Below are 19,776 nucleotides of genomic sequence, written 5' to 3' on the forward strand. Positions count from 1 at the left end.
TATTAATGCTTCGCATCTTTTGTTTATATGAGTCGTGAACAGACTTTATTAGAATACTACGAGACTCTTTCAAAGCACCTCGGCCCCAGTCATTGGTGGCCGGGTGAAAGCCCGTTTGAAATTGCCGTGGGTGCTATTCTAGTCCAGAATACAAACTGGACTAATGTTGAAAAGGCCATCAATAATCTTAAAGCAAACGATGGTCTGACCCCGCAGGGCTTGCGTAAATTTTCCATGGAAAAATTGCAGGAACTGATCAGACCTTCCGGTTTCTTTCGTATGAAGGCGGTAAGGCTCAATAATTTCCTCGATTTCCTTGACGCCAATTCTGCAAGGTGTATCACGGACCTGGAAGAAGCAGAGACCTTTGAACTCCGTGAGAAGCTGTTGGCAGTCAACGGAATCGGCCCGGAAACCGCAGATTCTATTTTGCTTTACGCTTTGAACAAACCCATGTTTGTAGTCGATGCCTACACGCGCAGGATTTTCAATCGCCACATGCTGATTCATGAAGACATAGACTATCATGAATTACAGGATTACTTCATGGACGTACTTGATCCAGATGTGGAAATGTACAATGAATATCATGCGTTGATTGTGAGGACAGCCAAGGAATGGTGTAAAAAATCCAATCCTGATTGTGAAAACTGCCCGCTGGGTAAATTTCTGGAAAACTGATTTCAAACTATGTCCCGATTTTCTGTAAAAACCTACTTAGTCACCGTGACCTTCGCATTGCTTATGCTGTGCGGGGTTTCTTTGGCTTCTGCTGATTCTACGGTAGACAGACTGAAGGGAGAAATTCAGGACACAAAACAGACCGTAAAACAGCAGAAGCAGGAACTGCTCAAGCTGACCCGTGAAGAACGCAATATGTTCGGAGAGCTAGCCGCAATTGAAGACCGCATTACCAATGTGGAGCGGGAACTTTTCCGGCAGGAAGACGATCTGGCAGGGATTATGGAAGACGAGCAGGCAGCTAAAGCTGATCAACGAATTCTTGAAGATGAGCTTTCAGAAATAGTTGATAAGCTTAAATCTATGCTTACCAAGCTATGGCCTGTCCACTCCCGCAAGCTTGAAAACAAATTCGGTTCACTTGACGACTGGGAAAAAGCTGACCGCAACTTCGTTTGGCTGGCATCCCTGTACAAAGAAACCAAAACCGAACTGAATAAAGCGCAAGAAAAAGCTGACGAAATCTCGGTCAACCTTGAAGTCCAGAAAGAGCTGCGCAAGAAAGCGCAGACCAAACTTTCAGGAATTAACAAAACCAAAGACGGATTGCTCAAGGACAAACTCAGCCTGCTTAGCGGAATTAAATCCATCCGCGCCCTTAAGATCAACAGAGAGCAGGAGCTGAAAGGTCTCCTTGAAACAATTAATAAACTGAATTACAGACTTAAGAGTCTCACAAGCAAAAAAATTGCTACTTTTAAAGGCTCCTTACCCCGTCCTTGCGCTGGAGACGTCAAAGCCAGGTTCAAGCCTTCCGCCAAACCGCCGATACGCGGTATCGGAATCCAGACCACCGGAAATGTTGATGTAAAATCAATCTTCTGGGGCAAAGTTGTCCATAATGACACTCTCAGGGGATTCGGGCGGGTTGTGATTATTTATCACGGCTACAACTACTACTCCCTTTACGCCTACCTTGCCGAAAGCTTTGTTAAAACCGGACAGGAGGTAGAAAAAGATGAAATTATCGGTAAAACAGGGTATTACCCTAACTTAAAAGAAACGGGACTCTATTTTGAATTGCGTTTTCATCAGAAACCCGTTAACCCGCAAAAATGGCTTGCCCGAAATTAATGAATAATAACTTGAGCAAGATACAGCAGCCACCACGCTGGAGGAACACATGAGAAAATCTTTGTGGATGATAGCTATCATCTGTCTTTTCGTAATCTCCGTTGCACCGGAACCAACACAAGCCGTTGATGAAAACCGTTTTGAACCCCTGCGCAGATTCTCGCAGGTGCTTGATCTGGTGGAACATAATTACGTTAACGACATCTCCCGCAAAGAACTTGTCGATGACGCTGTAAAGGGCATGCTTGAACAGCTCGACCCCCACTCCACTTTTCTTTCCACTGATGATTTCAAGGAAATGCAGGAATCCACCAGCGGTGAGTTCAGCGGCATCGGTATTGAAATCAGCATGGAAAAAGGACGTTTGACCGTCATCTCCCCCATTGAGGACACCCCCGCCTACAAAGCCGGACTCAAGGCCGGAGACCTGATCCTGGAGATCAACGGTGAATCCACCCAGTCCATATCCCTTATGGAAGCAGTGGGTAAAATAAGAGGCAAACGCGGCAGTGACGTAATCCTGACCATCCTGCATAAGGATGCCAACAAGCCTGAAAAGGTGACCATCACCCGCGACACCATCCCCATCATCAGTGCTAAAAGCCAGGAACTGGAAGACGGCGTCCTCTACCTGCGACTGACCAGATTTAATGAAAACACCACCCGTGAAATGCATAAAGCCCTGCGCGATTACAAGAAAAAACACACCCTCAAAGGGGTAGTACTAGACCTGCGCAACAACCCCGGCGGACTGCTCACACAGGCGGTTTCTGTTGCTGATACTTTTATCAATGACGGTTTAATCGTTTACATTGAAGGCCGCAGCAAAGCCAGTCGCAAGGATTTCATGGCAGATGAACAGGCCACCGACGTACACGTACCCATCGTAACCCTGATCAATGCGGGTTCCGCATCCGCATCCGAGATCGTAGCCGGCGCGCTTAAAGACCACGACCGCTCATTGCTGCTCGGTGAACGCACTTTTGGTAAAGGTTCCGTACAGACCATCATTCCCATGGCCGACGGTTCCGGTATCAAACTGACCACCGCGCTCTATTATACTCCCAGCGGCCGCTCCATTCAGGCCGAAGGGATTGATCCGGACATCGTCTACCCCTTTGTTGCTCCCGCAGTAGACAAGGACAAGGACGACCGCTTCATCCTGCGTGAAAAAGACCTCAGCCGCCATCTTGAAAACAACGGCAAGGACAAACAAAACGCAAAAGTACAGGATGATAAGGCCAAAAAGATGCTTGAAAGGGACAACCAGCTCAGACTGGCCCTGCAAATGGTCAAGCAACTTCCCCGTCTTAAAGAAATTAAGTAACATCAAGGGTTACAAGAAGTGGATCAAAACAACCCCGAACAAAACGAACAGCCCGAAATCCCGGAAACAAAACCGGGATTTCGGGCTCGTCTTTCCAGACCTATCACCATTGGCGTCCTGACCGTTGTCTTTGCGGCAGCCCTATGTCTGATAATTGCCTTAGTCGTTGCTCCTTCACCGGAGAGCAACGCCTCTGTTAATCAGGAACCTACCGAGCAGATAGCAGACCAGAACACTCCGTCCTCACCGCCGCTCTATGAAGAACCCATGGAAGGGGATCTTGATGATCTGGTCAAGCAGATTGATTTGAGTCTCATCAACACCCTCAAGGCAGCTAAAATATCCATGGGCGACCTGCGCCTGGAAGATGTATCCCTGAAAAAACATCAGGGACGGGATTACCATTTCCAGCAGCTCAGCTTCCCTGTACCCGGTGATAAAAAACAGTTCCTAGCCAATGTACAGCATGGGCTGGAGTCCACAGCACTCAACGCCAGCCTTCATGAAATTGCAGCTGACAGCTGGATGATCAGCATCAACGGTGTGCCTACCCACAAGTTTTCCATTTTCACCCCGGTGGTGAAAAAAACAAAACCCGCCCCGGTGAAGCTCGATCCCAATGCTCCTAAAATGGCGATTGTCATTGATGACATGGGCGAGGATGTTGGTCTGGCCAAAGGTCTGGCAGCCCTTGATGCGAAAATAACCTTTTCCATCTGGCCCAGCAGTTCACACGTGAAAAAGACCATTGCAATCGCTAAAAAGAGCGGCAATGAAATCATGGTTCACCTGCCCATGCAGCCTAAAGGGTACCCCAAGATCAATCCCGGAGCGGACGCCCTGCTGGTCGGCATGAATGCAGACAAAATAAACAAGATCACCCATGCGGCCATATCAAAAGTACCCGGAGCCACCGGACTTAATAACCACATGGGATCCAGCTTCACAGAAAACTATAACGGCATGGTCGTTGTGTTGAAGCAGCTTCGCAAGAAACATTTGTTTTTCCTCGACAGCCGAACCACCCCGAAAAGCGCAGGCCGAAGAGCCGCCGGAAAGGCGGGCGTAACCTTCTACGAGCGCAATATTTTTCTCGATAATGTCAAAGATATCGGAGCAATCAAATACCAGCTTTCAAAGGCTGCCAAAATTGCCCGCAAGAGGGGACAGGCCATTGCCATCGGACATCCGAACCATGAAACCCTTAAGGCCATCCGCCAGTGGGTAGCTGAAAACAAAGGCAAAATCAGGATCGTTCCGGTAAGTTCACTGCGTCCCGACAGTTAAGCCCCGCACCATCTGCCTGTTGCGGAACTGAAATGAAGCCGAGGTTTTAATCTGCGGCTAAATCTATAAGTATAAAAAATAATTTTGATCCTGTCTTGACTTAAGTGCCATTTTAAGGGCAAATTCGTTTCTATAAATAATTATTTAATAAAGGGTTGTATCAGGATGAAAAAAATCCTCCTATTTCTCGTACTACTGTTCATGGTTACGGTTCCCGTAATCCACTCCGCTCAAACTCACACTGTTTCTATTTCCCAAATTGTAGAACATCCTTCCCTCGATGCCATGAGGGACGGTTTTAAAGATCGCCTTAAAGAGGCCGGATTTGATGTGATTTACAATGAGCATATTGCTCAGGGTAATCAGGCCACCAACATTCAGATTGCAAACCAGATCAAAGGTGAAAACCCAGACCTGGTGCTGACTATCACCACTCCTTCTTCGCAGGCTGTCGCTCAGAAGATCAAGGACATTCCCGTACTCTTCACCGGTGTTACCGACCCTGTTGCTGCGGGACTGGTAAAGAGCCTCATGCTGCCCGGCAAGAACATTTCCGGCATGACCGACATGAGCCCGGTTCTGCGTCAGGTTGAACTGATCAAAGAGTTCCTGCCTGAAGTTAAAACAATCGGTACCATCTACAATGCCGGAGAAGCCAACTCCATAGTGCTGACCAACCTGCTCAAAGAAATCTGCAAAGATTTCGGGATCAAGGTAGAAGAAGCATCTGTTGCCAACTCCAGCGGAGTTTATCAGGCCGCCAAAAGCCTCGTAGGTAAATGCGATGCCATCTACATCCCGCTTGACAACACTGTTGTCTCCGGTCTTGAAGCTGCCATCAAAGTCTGCCGCCAGAACAAACTGCCTATCTTCTCCGCAGATACTGATTCCGTAAAACGCGGAACCGTAGCCGCGCTGGCTGTCGACTATTACCGCATGGGACTGCAAACCGCCGATATGGCTGCTCGCGTTCTTGGCGGAAAAGCCAAGCCAGCTGACATGCCAGTTGAAACGCTCCAGAATCTGCGCCTTTTCGTAAATGAAAAAGCCGCAGCCAGAATGGGAGTGAAAATTCCCAGACAGGTCATGGAACGGGCCGACGAAGTGATTAAGTAAATATTTGCAAATATTCCGTATAAGAGTTAAAGGCGCAGTACATTCTGCGCCTTTTTTCTTTTAAAATAAAAGTTACAATAATCATGATAAGTTTATACGCATTTATGGGAGCCATTGAGCAAGGCACTGCTTTCGGGCTCATGGTTTTAGGTGTCTACCTGACATTCAGAGTTCTGGACTTTCCCGACCTTACTGTCGACGGCAGTTTGCCTCTCGGTGCTGCGGTCTCGGCAGTGACCATCAGTAACGGCTATCACCCGGTAGCGGGCATGGCTATGGCTGTAGGGGCCGGATTCATTGCCGGAGCTGTTACAGGAATACTGAACACCAAGTTCAAGATCCTACACCTGCTGGCCTCCATCCTGACTATGATCTCCCTCTACTCCATCAATATCCGTATCATGGGCAGGCCGAACATGACCCTGCTCGGTGAGGACACGCTCATTGACCAATTCATTGAGTTGAGCGGTCTTGCGCCCCACTTCTCCACTCCTATACTTTTCGCCATAATTTCCGGGCTGACCCTGCTGACCCTGATCTGGTTTCTGAAAACATCTTTCGGACTGGCAATGCTCGCCACCGGCGACAACCCCAAAATGATCACCAGCCTCGGTGTTAACCGCGATATGATGATCATCTTCGGCGTGGGTCTTTCAAACGGTATGGTAGCCCTTTCCGGCGCATTGGTAGCCCAGAACCAAGGGGCAGCTGATGTGAACATGGGTATCGGAACCATCATTGCCGGGCTGGCTTCGGTCATCATCGGGGAAACCCTTTTCGGCAAACCCAATGTAACTCGGGCCATGCTCGCCGCGCTACTCGGTTCCGTTGTCTATCGTATTGCCATTGCGCTGGCTCTGGGTGTACGTCTCGGCAATTTTGCATTCACCCCCAGTGACCTGAACCTCGTCACTGCCGCACTGGTTGTTGTGGCGCTGGTCTCTCCGCAGATTAAATCCGGTCTGCTCAAAAGGAGGGCCGCCTAATGAGCCATCTCAATAAAATGCTTACAGTTGAAAAAGCAGCCAAGACCTTTAACCCGGACAGCGTTAACGAAGTACAGGCCCTGCGTGGCGTAGACCTTAATGTTAACGGTGGGGAATTCATCACTGTAATCGGCTCCAACGGGGCCGGAAAATCCACTTTTCTAAATTCCATTGCCGGGACTTTCATGCTCAGCAGCGGAAAAATCTCCATTGCAGGCAATGATGTTACCAGATGGCCTGAGCATAAGCGTGCAGCCAATCTTGGACGTGTATTTCAAGACCCTCTACTGGGCACCTGCGGTTCTCTTTCCATTGAACAGAATATGGCCTTAGCTCTCAAACGAGGCAAACGCAGAGGGCTGGGCTTGGGCGTAAAAGCTCGCGACCGGGAGCTGTTCCGGGAGCAGCTTGCAACCCTCGGGCTGGGACTGGAAGACAGACTGGCAGATCAGGTTGGATTACTGTCCGGTGGACAAAGACAGGCGTTAACCATGCTCATGGCAACAATGACAAGGCCGGACATTTTATTACTGGACGAGCATACAGCCGCGCTGGACCCCAAGACAGGACGCAAAATTCTTGATATAACCGACGCCGTTGTGCATCGTGATAACCTGACCACACTTATGGTGACCCATAATATGAATCAGGCCATCAACATGGGCGATAGATTAATCATGTTCCATCAGGGCATGATAATTCTGGATATTTCCGGGAAGGAGAAGAAGGGATTGAAAGTTGAAGATCTGCTGGATCGATTCTACTCCCTTCGCGGCGAGGATGTAGCTACTGACAGGATGCTTTTTTCCTGATCGCTGCTGCATGAACTTCCCGTTCAGGGTTACACCTGAGAAATGCGAAAATCCGCAATAATGAATACACTTGGAGGACTTAAACAATGGGCGAACTTACTTTTTCCATCATCAAACCTGACGCAGTAAAAGACGGTAAAACCGGTGACATCCTTAAAATGATTACCGATGCAGGTCTGAAGATCAAAGCAACTAAAATGATTCACATGACCCAGACTCAGGCTGAAGGTTTCTACGCTGTTCACAAAGAGCGTCCTTTCTTCGGCGAGCTAGTTGAATTCATGATTTCCGGTCCCTGTGTGGTTTCCGTTCTTGAAGGCGAAGACGCCATCAAACGTTACCGTGACCTCATGGGTGCCACCAACCCCAATGAAGCAGCAGAAGGTACTATCCGCAAGGCTTTCGGTGCCGGAATCGAAGCAAACGCATGCCACGGCTCCGATGCTCCCGAAACCGCAGCCATCGAAGTACCCTACTTCTTCAGCAGCCTCGAAATGGTAAACTAATATGACAAAAAAAGTTGGATTTATCGGCACTGGCAACATGGGCGCCGCCATAATCAGAGGAATGGCCGGCGATGACAACATCAACCTGCTTGGCTCTGACCTGAACAAAGCGTCACTGAAAGCCCTTGCTGAAGAGACCGGACTCACCCAGTGTGAAAATGCCCGCGATCTTGCCAAGGAATCCGACTTTATCGTGCTGGCGGTCAAACCCCAGCACGCCCCCGCAGTTCTGGAAGAAATTGCTCCTGAACTGGGCGAGTCCAAATGTGTGATTTCCATTGCCGCCGGACTCACTGTGAACCAGCTCAGGGAATTATGCGAAAACAGGTGTGCTGTTGTCCGGGTTATGCCTAACACACCTGCTCTGGTTAATGCCGGAGTATTCGCCGTCTGCCTTGACGACTCTCACCTGAGCGATGAGCAACGCTCTTTTACAAGTGAAATGTTCACCCCTCTCGGTGATGTCCACGTACTTGCAGAGAGTATGTTCGACAGTTTCACAGCTGTGATCGGTTCCGGTCCCGCTTACGTCTTCTACTTCATGGATGCCATGATTGAATCAGCTGTCGAACTCGGCCTGCCCCGCGACCTTGCTCGCGGCATGGTGGAGAAACTCTTTGAAGGTTCAACGACACTGGCTCAGGACAGCAAGCTGCATGTTGCACATCTGCGTGAAATGGTAACCTCCCCTGCGGGAACTACCGTTAAAGCACTCGTGCATCTGGACCGCACTGCTACCCGCGGCAATATTATTGACGCGGTTCGCAAAAGCTATGAGCGCAGCATAGAACTCGGGAAAAAATAAGAAAAAGAATGCCTCCGGCGGCTCTCCGAGGGCCCTTCGGGGACCAAAGAAACTTTTTGTAAAAAGTTTCTCTGGACTCTTCAAAAACTTTTAATAGTTTTGATTTGAGTTAGCTCGGTAAGGCATAACTAGTTAAGAAAAAAAGGGAGACTTGAATTTTCAAGTCTCCCTTTCTTTATTTAGACAAAGTAAGTCAAGTAGATCGTAGTTCCCCAGAGCGTCAGGAAGCCGCAAAATGCGGATTTGATATAAATATTTTTGAGCAACGGCTGGATGCCTGCCATGGCTAGGATACCGTAACATGGCAGCAGGCCCAGGGTATAGCTGGCCTTGGCTGTGCTGTAGATTGGCAGATTGAGGTAGAGATACATCTCGGCAGCAAAATATACCACTATGCAAGCTGTGAGGAACATCTGCCCGTTAAAAACAGACTTTACGGGCTTATAGAATGTACGCCCGATCCCAGCTAGAATCATAATTGAAGGAATCAGGGCCAAAAGTGCTGTCGCCATCATCAACTGCTCGTCCCATGGCGGCCTGCTCATAAATTTGCTCATTCCGCTGAGATTAGCATCAAGCCACAATGTGGAATAAAGCCCGTCCCAGATTCCATTGGTTGTAGAATACACGGGCTTAAGGATGGAACTTCCGAAACTGCTGAAATGCTCCCAGATACGATAGCCGTGATCCTGCCACCAAGCAATCTCGCGAATCTTATCCCAACCGCCGATAAAGGGTTTGCCGTAACTGGCCCAATTGCGCAGATAGTACCAGCCGCCGACAATTGCTGTGGTTATCAAGCTCAGAACAATCCCCCTGAGACTACTGACTTTATGTACGGAAGATTCACTTTTCTCAAACAGCAGCGGAAGCAGCACAAAAAAGATGATCAACGGTATCAAGAGCGTGCAGGTAGCCTTGCTCAGAATCGCCAGCCCGAGGAATAATCCCAGCAGTGCAAATTCCTTCAAATTTCGCTGCTCAGGAGTTTGAACGATGCTTAGGACCATGAGGATGGTCAGCCCCGAAAAAACCGCCGCCAGCGGTTCATTACCCCAGAATTGGGCCATTACGAAATTCATCGGAATAAATCCGCCGAGGACTGTTGCCCCGATCTGAGCAAAACGATCCTCTTTGAAAGCAAGGACCGAACATCTGTAACAGATCTCGATCATGACCGCACCGCAAGCAAGCGGAATTAGCCGCAACCAATAAAGACTGTTTTCAATATCCATGAACAGAAGCAGGAATTTATAAAATGCAGCGGAAATAATGTAGTAAAGCGGAGGCTGAAACATCTGCCACCCTTCCAGCGGGCTGGGAAGAGTTAAATTATCAGCTACATATTCGATATATTTGAAATGACCGACTGAATCCATTCCCAGTTTAAGTGGAAGTTCATGAAAATTATTGAATGCCATGACACCCCACAACCCCAAAAGTATAAATCTGAAATGAGCGGGAGCTATTTCAAAATTACGTATAAAAGCAAGTTCATTCCTGTTCTCGCGCAGCCAGACAAAACCTGCTCCCAGCAAAAACAAGGGGAACATCAATGGTAACGAATTCAGCAATGCCCGGTCTGAACGTTCAAACTCATCAGTAATACGCAAACGCCCTGTTTTAGAGGCATCCACAGCCGGATTCCAGACAAAATCATCACGGCTGGCCTCCCAGCCATGGGGGGTGGCAATATCCAGCCCATCCGCCCAGAACAGCAATGCCGGATGCGCGTTTTCATTGACCACCGCAATTTTCAATTCATGTTTCCCGGCAGGAAGCTTTGACAAATTAAACGTTACAACCTCACGCCACTTATCCGTATCACCGTCAAACTTGCGTACAGGCATTCCATCAAGCCATATCCCGGCACCCCGGAAAGCCTTCAGATGAATAACCACATCCTGCTGCTCAGCCAACTCGAAAACACGCCGGAAAAGAATCATCTCAGAACCGTTACTGCGGGCATTCAAACGAAAAGGTAAATCCAGCTTGATCCAGCGGGCTTCGGGATGCGCAGTTAGATAAGAATTCTCCGACTCGGATACGGAGGAATTAAAGGCAAAAAAACTGGCTCCGACAAAAACACAAATAGCCAGAATAAGAACAACCTGCACCACACGGTTTCTATTTGTATCCTGCAACATGAAAGACTCCGTAAATTTTTATTCTTTTATACGGATTGAAGCTCTTTGAATAGGGTAAAAATCTAACAAGCTACACGGCGAAGCTTTAATGAACAGTTTCAGAGTTTCCCGAAAGGACCGCCGGAGGCACCCAAAAAAACCGGAACCTCCTAAGAGATTCCGGTTTAAATCAACGTATAGTTGTAAATCGACTAGTGAACTGCGCCAGACGCCCAGACCAATACAAAGTAAATGTCGAGCAGTACAGCGGAGAAGATAGCGGTGGTCATAACCAGCGCGCCGAGTCTTTTCAGCTTCAGGGAAGTCCATTCGCCTGCTTCGGGACCGAGAACAGGTTTCTCTTTTTCTTCACCAAAGTACACGGCCTTACCGCCCATGGGTGCACCGAGCAGCCATGCAGCAGGAGCCATGGACCAACCCGCATTGGGGCTTTCGGTCTTGTTGGCATCAGTGATGAGATTGTCGTAAGCGGATTCCCAATCAAGCTTCATGATACGACCAGCTGCCAGCATCATAAATCCGGTGATACGGGCAGGAATAAAAGCCAGAACATCGTCAGCTTTGGCTGCATAGTATCCGAACTCTTTGTATTCTTCATTCTTGTAACCCCACATGGAATCCATGGTGGAGATGGTTTTGTAAACCCACATTCCGGCAGGTCCGGTAACCACAAGGTAGAAGAAAGGAGCTACGAAACCGTCATTCAGATTTTCGCTGGTGGATTCAGCCAGAGCCTTGCGCAGGCCGTTTTCATCCAGTTCGGAAACATCGCGGCTGACCAGTTCTGCAATTGCGGAACGGGCATCTTCAATTCTGCCGCTATCGAGCAGAGAAGCTGCATTCTTGTGCTCGCTAAGCAGGGAGCCAAGAGCAAGACCAGCATAAGCAAGGTACAGACCAATCAGCACACCGAGGAAGGGGATTGCAAGAAAAACCTTGAGAACACCCCAAACCACTATTGCGAAAGCCAATACACCAACACCGCCCATTACTTTACGGGACATGCCGGTGGAATAAACCCAGTTTTTGTACTTATCCAAAGCCATTCCGATGTAACGTACAGGATGGGGGAACCACTTGGGATCTCCCAAAACGAAATCAAGAACAAGTGCGATGATAGGTACAAGAAACAAAACAGTAGAATTGTCCATCAGATATTCAACCTCAAATCTTAAAGCGTTTGGCCGGACTGACCAGCGCGACGCACTTAAAATAAATCCGTATTTATTTTAAACATTAAATTCAAATCCATGAATTCAACAAACGTAACACCGGAACCGACACACAGGGACAGCCGGGGACAGGAACCTCACTATTCCACCCACTTCAAATGGGTAATAAAAGCCCCGCATCCAGTCCTTCCCACAGAACCGGGTGCTTGCTGTCTCTCCATCATATAAAAAAGCGGCACGGACAACAATCCGTACCGCTCTCTTAATTCTAATTTTCGTAGTAGGAACGCAGTAGCGCGCTACGCACCGGATGGCGCAGCTTTCTTAAGGCCTTAGCCTCAATCTGCCTGATACGCTCACGGGTAACGTTAAACAGCTTACCGACTTCCTCAAGGGTATGGTCGGATTTTTCACCGATACCGAACCGCTTACGCAGGACCTGCTCCTCACGGGGGGTAAGATCGGAAAGAACGGTCGCAATCTGTTCGCCGAGTTTGGTGCTGACCACCTCTTCAGCCGGTGCTGCGGCCTTCTTATCTTCAATAAAATCGCCGAGACTCGAATCCTCTTCATCACCGATAGGTGTTTCAAGGGAAATGGGTTCCTTGGCAATCTTAAGAACTTTCTTAACTTTTTCCAGCGGGTAATCCATACGCTCCGCAATTTCTTCCGGGGAAGGATCGCGTCCCAGCTCCTGTACAAGGTAGCGGGAGGTTCTGATCAACTTGTTAATAGTCTCGATCATATGAACCGGGATACGGATGGTACGGGCCTGATCCGCAATAGCGCGGGTAATGGCCTGTCTGATCCACCATGTTGCGTAGGTGGAGAATTTATACCCACGCTGGTATTCGAACTTATCAACCGCTTTCATCAGACCGATGTTACCTTCCTGAATCAGGTCAAGGAACTGGAGTCCGCGGTTGGTATATTTCTTGGCAATAGAAACAACGAGACGAAGGTTGGCACGGATAAGTTCCTGCTTGGCCCGCATCGCGCTGCGGTTACCATGCTTGATACGCCAGAGAACTTCCTCAAGATCGTGCACGTTGTGGCAGCATTTTGCCTGCAAGCGGACAAGAATTTCCATCTTACCGGAAATCATTTCCTTAAAGGAAAAGAGCTCATCCACAGTCAGCCCCAGTTCATCTGAAGCCGCAACAGGGTTGATCTCGCGATCATCAATCTGCTTGAAAAGATCCTTGATCTCCTGCTGGGTTTTCCCGGTGGAGAGGATGTATGCGGAAAGGTCACGCTGGCAGTTATGCATCTGCCTTACGTAGTCACCCACGGTTTCAATGATCTGATCAACAAGAGTTTTCTCGATCTTGATATCGCGGAGTCTTTCGACGATTTCCTGCTTATAGTTAACCATCTCGTTCTGTTCCTTAGCGACCTTTTTATCAAGGCGGGCACAGTAATCGAGATTGTCGTAGAGTTTCCTCTTTTTCTCATAAAGCTTCTTGACTTCGTCCAGCAGAAAAATAACGCGCTGACGCTGGTTCATCTCATCTTCACTGGGGTCGTCTTCCTCAATGGTTTTAACGACGTCCTTCAGTTTGATACGAGATTCGTCAAGATCTTCACCGACACTGATGAGTTCTTCAATAGCCACCGGGATTTCAACCAGTGCATAAAGAACGTCCATCTCGCCGTTTTCAATCTTCTTGGCGATAACAACTTCGCCCTCACGATCCAGAAGCCCTACCGCACCCATTTCACGCAAATACATGCGTACAGGATCGGTGGAGCGGGAAACGTAATCTACGGTATCCTCTTCACTTTCAGTGAGATTGATTTCATTATCACTATCCACCCCGGCATCCATAATCTTTTTGCCGTCTTCGGGTGTGTTGACGATTGCAATGTTCAACTGGTCGAAAATCTTGATAACGTCATCAAGCTGGTCAACCTTGTTGAACTCGGCAGGCAGAGCCTTGCCCAACTGTTCAAAGGTCAGAAACCCCTGTTTCTTACCCTCTGAAATCAGAGTCTTAATCGCCTGAATATCCTTAATGTTGCTCATCATCCCTCCATACAGAGTCGTTCAGAACTTTGAGGTACGCGCTTACGCGTTCGGTATCGCCTTGAGCCTGAGCACGGCGCAAGGCATCGGTGAGCTTTTTTCGGCCCATATCGTACCGCCGCCGGGCAATTACCTTACAGACATGTCGCCATTCATCTTCCAGTTCATCACCGGATAGAGCTTCCTCCATCCGACAACCGGCATAGAATCTTTTTTCAGAATCATCGAGTAACGGGATAATGTCCTGCCCGCTGTGAGCCGTTATTTTAGACCACAGTGTTTTGCCCCAGTGCGAGGTCAGGACCTGAGCTACTCCCCTTTCCGATAATTCGGTGACATAATCCGGATGCTTTACCGCATACCTCAAGAAATATTTATCATCTTTGACCTGTGCCCCCACCGGTGCAGCAGCGCGAGGTTGTTCCCTCTGAACATTGTTCTGCTGCTGCGCAACCGGAGCATTGAGAGCACCGGAAAAAACAGACCTTAATTCAGCTTCAGCCACTCCAAGGCCTGATGCGACCTTGGGCAGATAAAACGCACGCAAAGACGTGCTGGTCATCCTTTTCAGGAATCCCTGCGCCCAATCCATTACTTCACGGGGAGAATACCCCTTCTGCAATGTTTCCAGACTGAATGCCAGACCGTCACGGGCCTGATCCAGAAACGTTTGAAAACCTTCAGCACCACGGGCCTGAAGGAGGCTATCCACATCCTCCCCGTCGGGAAGGACAACTACACCGCAGGAAACCCCCTGCGTAAGAATCATTTCCGTACTGCGCAGGGCCGCTTTCAGCCCTGCAGCATCCCCGTCAAAAACGAGGTCAATTTTAGAACAGAACCCGGAAAGCCGTTTGACCTGATCCGGGGTAAGTGCCGTACCCAGCACCCCGCATGAATTTGTATATCCGAACTGGTGCAGGGAAATAACATCCATGTACCCTTCGGTCAGCAGGGCCCGCTTGGTCCGGGCTATGGAGTTCCGGGCCGTTGAAAGGCCGTACAGGTGTTCCCCTTTCTTATAGATGGGGGTATCACTGCTGTTTAAATACTTCGGTTCTCCATCTGTAATTATTCTTCCGCCAAAAGCAATAACCCTCCCCGATAAATTTGTTATGGGAAAGATCAGTCTTGCACGAAAACGATCATAAGTGCGGCCCTTGGCATTCTGGGAAAGCAGTCCGGCTTTGACTCCCTGTTCGGCTGTATAACCTTTGGAAACCAAAAACTTTTCCAATCCCTGCCAGTCCTCGGTGCTGCACCCCAGACCGAAAGATTCGACCACAGAGGAATCCATTCCCCTGCCTTCGAGATATTTCCGGGCTTCACGCCCTTCAGGAAGCTTAAGCTGACGGCTGAAATACTTAGCCGCCAGTTCATGCATATCCATGAAAATTTTACGCTCGGAACTTCTTTTGGCTGCCTGCGGGTCAACCTTGCCCGGAGTAAGCTCCACCCCGGCCTCTGCTGCAAGCTGCTCAAGGGCATCTTTGAATTCCACCCCGTTAATGTGGGAGTAAAAATCAAAAATATCCCCGGAAGCCTGACAACCGAAGCAATAAAAGAACCCCTCATCGCCATTGACACTGAAAGAAGCCGTCTTTTCATTATGAAAAGGACAGAGTCCCATCCAGCGTCCGGAAACAGGTTTCAGTTCCACATACCTGCGCACGATATCGACTATGTCAAGACGTTCTTTGATGGCCTCTATGGCAGCTCTATCCAAAGAATCCTCCGTAACATCATCGAAACAATTCGAAACAGTTGAAATAATGCACAATCATGGCAGACTGCACATCCATAGCACGGCATGCAATAATTTGCACTATACTAATTCAACCTCGGTCATACCGTCGCCGCCCCGGTCTTCCGGAGCAAGGCTGTATCCGGCAACAGCCGGATTGCCATCAAGAAAAATATGAACCTCACGACGCAAAGCCCCGGTACCGCGACCATGGACAATTTCAAGCTCAGTAGCTCCGCGCAGCAGTGCCTGATCAAAGAAACGCGCCAGCTCACTGATTGCAACATCAGCCCGCTTTCCGCGCAGATCAACCTTGAGGGTCATTTCACCCTTGGGTGCTTTCTTATCGGCTTTCCCAGCAGTCTTTTCAACAGACTGGCGAACCTTCTCCTGCACGGCTTTTTTACCAACAGGACCGAGCTGATCAGCGGGAATCCACATGGCAACGCCGTCCATATCAACCTTGACCCGCTTTTTGCGTTCGTCCTTTTCAAGGACCACACCCTTGCGGTTCCAGCTGATATTCAGAATCTGCTTACCAACCTTGATGTCATCAAAAGAAAAAGGCTTCACATCAGCCTTTGGCTTTTCATCACCACCAATTGCTCCACGAGCTTCAGAAAGCTTTTTCAGGGCCTGTTTGCGTCCGAGCTTGCCGTCCTGCCATTCCTTAAGCACATTCTGAGCCTGCTTCTTAACATCAGCAAGAACAGCGAGACGTTCACGCTCAAATTTTTCTTCCAGCTTGGCGCGTTTGGCTTCCAGCTTTGCTTTGATGCGGTCCATTTCTTCAAGCTCTTTCTCACGGCTGACCGCAAGTTCATTGAGCCTGTTCATAACTGAACCGGAATCAGAGCCTTCCATGAGCAGATACTGCTCAGCCTTGTACAGAAGAGATTCAGGAAAACCGTGTTCACGAGCAACATCAAGGGCAATGGAAGCCCCCACCTGATCGTAAGCAATGGAAAAAAGGGGCCTTTTGGTTGAAGGATCAAAAAGCACACTGGCAGCGCGCACACCTTCAGTCACAAGGGCGTAAGTCTTGAGTGCCGGAAAATGAGTCGCCGCAAAGCAGGTCACCCCGTTCTCAAGCAAACCGTCTACGACAGCCTGCGCGAGAGCAGCACCCTGTGCCGGATCAGTACCGGAACCGAATTCATCGAGAATGAACAGGGTCGAGGAATCCATGGCCTCCCAGATACGGCTGATGGACTGAATCTGGGCCGAAAAAGTACTTACGTTATCCTCAAGGGACTGTTCATCTCCCATGATGACAAAAATTTCTTTGAAAAGCGGCAGTACGGACCCTTTTTCCACCGGAACGGGAATCCCGCTGAAAGCCATGGCTGAAAGCAGTCCCACAGTTTTCAGGCAGACAGTCTTACCACCGGCATTACCACCGGAAACGATGAGAACTTTATTTTCAGTAGGCAGCTCAATATTGAGCGGATTAACCCCGCCCTCGGCAGCAGCCAGCAGCGGATGCCGGGCACCCCGCAGATCAAAACCGCAACCGGACTGCACATCAACAGCCACACCCTTTACGGATTCAGCAAAATTTATCTTGGCCTGCAACACATCATAGTCAACCAAAAAACCGTAAGCAGCCACGCACTGGTCATATTCAGAACGCACAAGTCCGGTCAGGTAGGTCAGAATCTTCAGTTCTTCTGTCCTTTCCTGCTGTTTGAGTTCCTGCATGGTATTGTTAAGCTCCACGAGAAACATGGGCTCGAAATAACAGGTCTCACCGGTATTGGAATAGTCGTGAACAATCCCCTGCAAACGGCCCTTGAAATTTGTCTTCATCGGCAGAACGTAGCGATCGTTGGTGATGGTCATGAAATCATCCTGCAAAAAGCGGGAAATATCTTCACCGTGGATGAAATCACGAACTTTCTTAGAGCAACGCTGATGCAGGGAACGGATGGACTGGCGGATATCGTAAAGTTCCGGAGAACTTTCGTCCTTGATGTTACCGTCCTGATCAAGGCAACGCTTAAGACCGGAAAAGGTTTTCTCAGGCCAGCTTACACCTTCGATAAATTCTAGGATGGTATCCCATTCTCTCTTCTCCGCTATTTCAAGTGCTTCCTTGAGAGTCCGGGCCTGTCCGATAGTCTGCACCAAAGCATAGAGGGCATCTGCGTCAAGTACGTTATTGGGCTTGACCAGATACTGAAACAGTCCTTCCAACGGAGGGAATGTGCCGAGACGGAATCCCGTTTCTTTAACGAAATTCTGACCCTGTCTGAAAAATTGAGCTTTGGAATTAATGGAATCGGCATCATCCATTGGAGACAGGGCAAGACAAGCCTCTGCACCGGACGTGGAGACTGAGTGGCCTGAAAGGACGTTAAGAACTTTCGGAAATTCGAGTAGCTGGAGAGATCTTGACTCCATGGGATTCCAATATAGAAAAGTGTTAGAGAACGCATCCCGCCTGAACCGGGATACCAATACAGAAAAAACGGCAAACAGCCCCGGAGAAACTCCGGGGCCTGCCGTTAAAATTCAGCTTAAGCTGATGTCAGGAGAGACGGGCACGAACAAGAGTGCTTACAACCTTGCCGTCAACCTGTCCTTTATAAGCTTCAGTGATGGCTTTCATCACCTTGCCCATATCCTTCATGGACGATGCGCCGAGATCGGCGATCGCTTTGTCGATAGCAGCAGCTGTTTCCTCTTCGGAAAGCTGCTCCGGCATATAACCGGAAAGAGCTTCAATTTCAACGGCCTCAATTTCGGCCAGCTCAGGACGTCCGGCAGAGGTATACTGCTCAATGGAATCCTTGCGCTGCTTGATCTGTTTTGCAACAAGATCAAGTACGTCGTCATCGGAAAGAGTCTCCCCTTTCAAATCAACAATGCGATTCTTGATGGCAGTTTTGAGATGCCTCAAAACTGTCTTCTTCACATCATCCTTGGCCTTGTAGGCCGCAATGTAGTCTTTATCAATCTGCTCAATGAGACTCATATATTAACCCATTGACATTTTGCGCATTTTTTTGATGAGCCTTTTGCGGGCAGCAGCTTTTTTCTTCTTACGCTGTACGCTGGGCTTTTCATAGTGCTGACGTTTTTTGAGTTCGGAAAGAACTCCAGCTTTTTCAACCTGCTTCTTAAAGCGGCGAAGTGCTATTTCAAAATTATCAGAATCTTCGAGATATACACCGGGCAATCAAATCACCCCCCTGAATTAATCTCGCACAAATAATGTGCGGAAGAGATATTTAATAAACTCAAATATTGCATGGAGTCAAGAGCTATCCTCAAAAAAAATGTTCAGCATCCGCATGCGCAAATGCTGAACAAAATATTCACCTTGGAAGTGGAACTAGTGAGCGGCGGTGTCCTTTTTGGAATCCATCCATGCTTTTACAGCACAGTAGGCCATTCCGGCACCGAGAAGACCGAGCACAATGTAAAGGACGCCGAAGAAAATAAAGTGATCAGGCATCCACCAGGGAAGATCCATAGGAAGGGGACTCTGAACGGTTTCACCATGCAACATAATTAAATCTCCTTAAACTACTTTACAGCGTCTTTCAGAAGCTTACCGGGGCGGAATTTCACAACCTTGCAAGCGGGAATCTTGATTTCTTCGCCAGTGCGGGGGTTACGACCTACACGCTCTTTTCTTTCGTCAACCTGAAAAGTACCGAAACCTGTAAGGGTCAGTTTTCCTTCGTTAACGAGGGTTTCTTCTACTGTATCCAGAAAGTAATTCAGGCAACGTTCTGCATCAGCTTTGGTCATTCCTGCTTTTTCAGCAATCTTAACAACGAGTTCAGCCTTAGTCATCAGTCCTTCCTCCTTGAAACGGAAAATGATTATTGCGGCACGTTATCGCGCCTGCCATTAAACTCGCCTGCGGGCGAGAGTTGGGTTCATTAAGAAACTGCCGGGCATCCCCAGCCAGCAAGTTGTCTTGCTAACACTCAAAACCGTTTAAAACAAGCCCCCTATCCCGCATTCTCCGTAGAAAACAAAGCAGGATTGCCTGTTCAAACGACCTTGATGAAAATCTAAA

At 48.6% G+C, this 19,776-nt stretch carries 18 protein-coding genes; 9 read left to right on the forward strand and 9 right to left on the reverse strand.

The annotated features are described in order from the left end of the window. The first annotated feature begins 27 nt into the window (after positions 1-27). The 9 genes from FMS18_RS12745 to proC all read left to right on the forward strand — a co-directional run bounded on the left by FMS18_RS12745 (position 28) and on the right by proC (position 8,654). A complete protein-coding gene (locus FMS18_RS12745; RefSeq protein ID WP_163295058.1) occupies positions 28-681 on the forward strand; it encodes an endonuclease III domain-containing protein in 654 nt (217 codons plus the stop codon). Positions 682-690: 9 nt separating this feature from the next. Next, positions 691-1,815, forward strand: coding sequence for a peptidoglycan DD-metalloendopeptidase family protein (locus tag FMS18_RS12750; protein WP_163295059.1), 1,125 nt, complete (start codon positions 691-693; stop codon positions 1,813-1,815). A 49-nt stretch (positions 1,816-1,864) separates the two neighbouring features. Next, a complete protein-coding gene (locus FMS18_RS12755; protein WP_163295060.1) occupies positions 1,865-3,142 on the forward strand; it encodes a S41 family peptidase in 1,278 nt (425 codons plus the stop codon). 18 nt (positions 3,143-3,160) lie between these two features. Next, a complete protein-coding gene (locus tag FMS18_RS21075) occupies positions 3,161-4,429 on the forward strand; it encodes a divergent polysaccharide deacetylase family protein (protein WP_163295061.1) in 1,269 nt (422 codons plus the stop codon). A gap of 165 nt (positions 4,430-4,594) precedes the next feature. Further along, a complete protein-coding gene (locus tag FMS18_RS12765; RefSeq protein ID WP_163295062.1) occupies positions 4,595-5,545 on the forward strand; it encodes an ABC transporter substrate-binding protein in 951 nt (316 codons plus the stop codon). Between the two features lie 83 nt (positions 5,546-5,628). Continuing rightward, positions 5,629-6,531 carry an ABC transporter permease gene (locus FMS18_RS12770; protein WP_203544629.1) on the forward strand — a complete coding sequence of 301 codons (903 nt, stop codon included), beginning with the start codon at positions 5,629-5,631 and terminating at the stop codon, positions 6,529-6,531. A gap of 17 nt (positions 6,532-6,548) precedes the next feature. Further along, positions 6,549-7,343, forward strand: coding sequence for an ABC transporter ATP-binding protein (locus FMS18_RS12775; RefSeq protein ID WP_163295331.1), 795 nt, complete (start codon positions 6,549-6,551; stop codon positions 7,341-7,343). Between the two features lie 86 nt (positions 7,344-7,429). After that, entirely contained in the window at positions 7,430-7,849 is a 420-nt protein-coding gene (gene ndk, locus FMS18_RS12780) for a nucleoside-diphosphate kinase (RefSeq protein ID WP_136672411.1), read from the forward strand. 1 nt (position 7,850) lies between these two features. Continuing rightward, complete coding sequence (proC, locus tag FMS18_RS12785; RefSeq protein WP_163295063.1) at positions 7,851-8,654, forward strand: pyrroline-5-carboxylate reductase; 804 nt, start codon at positions 7,851-7,853, stop codon at positions 8,652-8,654. Positions 8,655-8,833: 179 nt separating this feature from the next. Here proC and FMS18_RS12790 read toward each other — a convergent pair whose 3' ends face one another. From FMS18_RS12790 to FMS18_RS12825, 9 genes are all read right to left on the reverse strand, one after another. After that, on the reverse strand, positions 8,834-10,801 hold the full coding sequence (locus tag FMS18_RS12790) for a glycosyltransferase family 39 protein (protein ID WP_163295064.1): 1,968 nt from the start codon (positions 10,799-10,801) through the stop codon (positions 8,834-8,836). A gap of 191 nt (positions 10,802-10,992) precedes the next feature. Beyond that, on the reverse strand, positions 10,993-11,952 hold the full coding sequence (gene cbiB / locus FMS18_RS12795) for an adenosylcobinamide-phosphate synthase CbiB (RefSeq protein ID WP_163295065.1): 960 nt from the start codon (positions 11,950-11,952) through the stop codon (positions 10,993-10,995). 289 nt (positions 11,953-12,241) lie between these two features. Beyond that, positions 12,242-13,999, reverse strand: a complete 1,758-nt coding sequence (gene rpoD, locus FMS18_RS12800; protein ID WP_163295066.1) for an RNA polymerase sigma factor RpoD — start codon at positions 13,997-13,999, stop codon at positions 12,242-12,244. Further along, positions 13,986-15,725, reverse strand: a complete 1,740-nt coding sequence (dnaG, locus tag FMS18_RS12805; RefSeq protein ID WP_163295067.1) for a DNA primase — start codon at positions 15,723-15,725, stop codon at positions 13,986-13,988. The genes rpoD and dnaG overlap by 14 nt, the downstream gene beginning before the upstream one ends. Before the next feature lie 99 nt (positions 15,726-15,824). Next, positions 15,825-18,146, reverse strand: a complete 2,322-nt coding sequence (locus FMS18_RS12810) for an endonuclease MutS2 (RefSeq protein WP_163295068.1) — start codon at positions 18,144-18,146, stop codon at positions 15,825-15,827. Positions 18,147-18,273: 127 nt separating this feature from the next. Continuing rightward, a complete protein-coding gene (locus FMS18_RS12815) occupies positions 18,274-18,720 on the reverse strand; it encodes a GatB/YqeY domain-containing protein (RefSeq protein WP_163295069.1) in 447 nt (148 codons plus the stop codon). A gap of 3 nt (positions 18,721-18,723) precedes the next feature. Further along, entirely contained in the window at positions 18,724-18,924 is a 201-nt protein-coding gene (gene rpsU / locus FMS18_RS12820; protein ID WP_015336888.1) for a 30S ribosomal protein S21, read from the reverse strand. 156 nt (positions 18,925-19,080) lie between these two features. Further along, entirely contained in the window at positions 19,081-19,257 is a 177-nt protein-coding gene (locus FMS18_RS20480; protein WP_203544630.1) for a hypothetical protein, read from the reverse strand. 17 nt (positions 19,258-19,274) lie between these two features. Continuing rightward, on the reverse strand, positions 19,275-19,574 hold the full coding sequence (locus FMS18_RS12825) for an HU family DNA-binding protein (RefSeq protein WP_324292750.1): 300 nt from the start codon (positions 19,572-19,574) through the stop codon (positions 19,275-19,277). Between the last annotated feature and the right edge of the window lie 202 nt (positions 19,575-19,776).

The organism is Desulfovibrio sp. JC022 (assembly GCF_010470665.1).
Lineage (GTDB): Bacteria > Desulfobacterota > Desulfovibrionia > Desulfovibrionales > Desulfovibrionaceae > Maridesulfovibrio.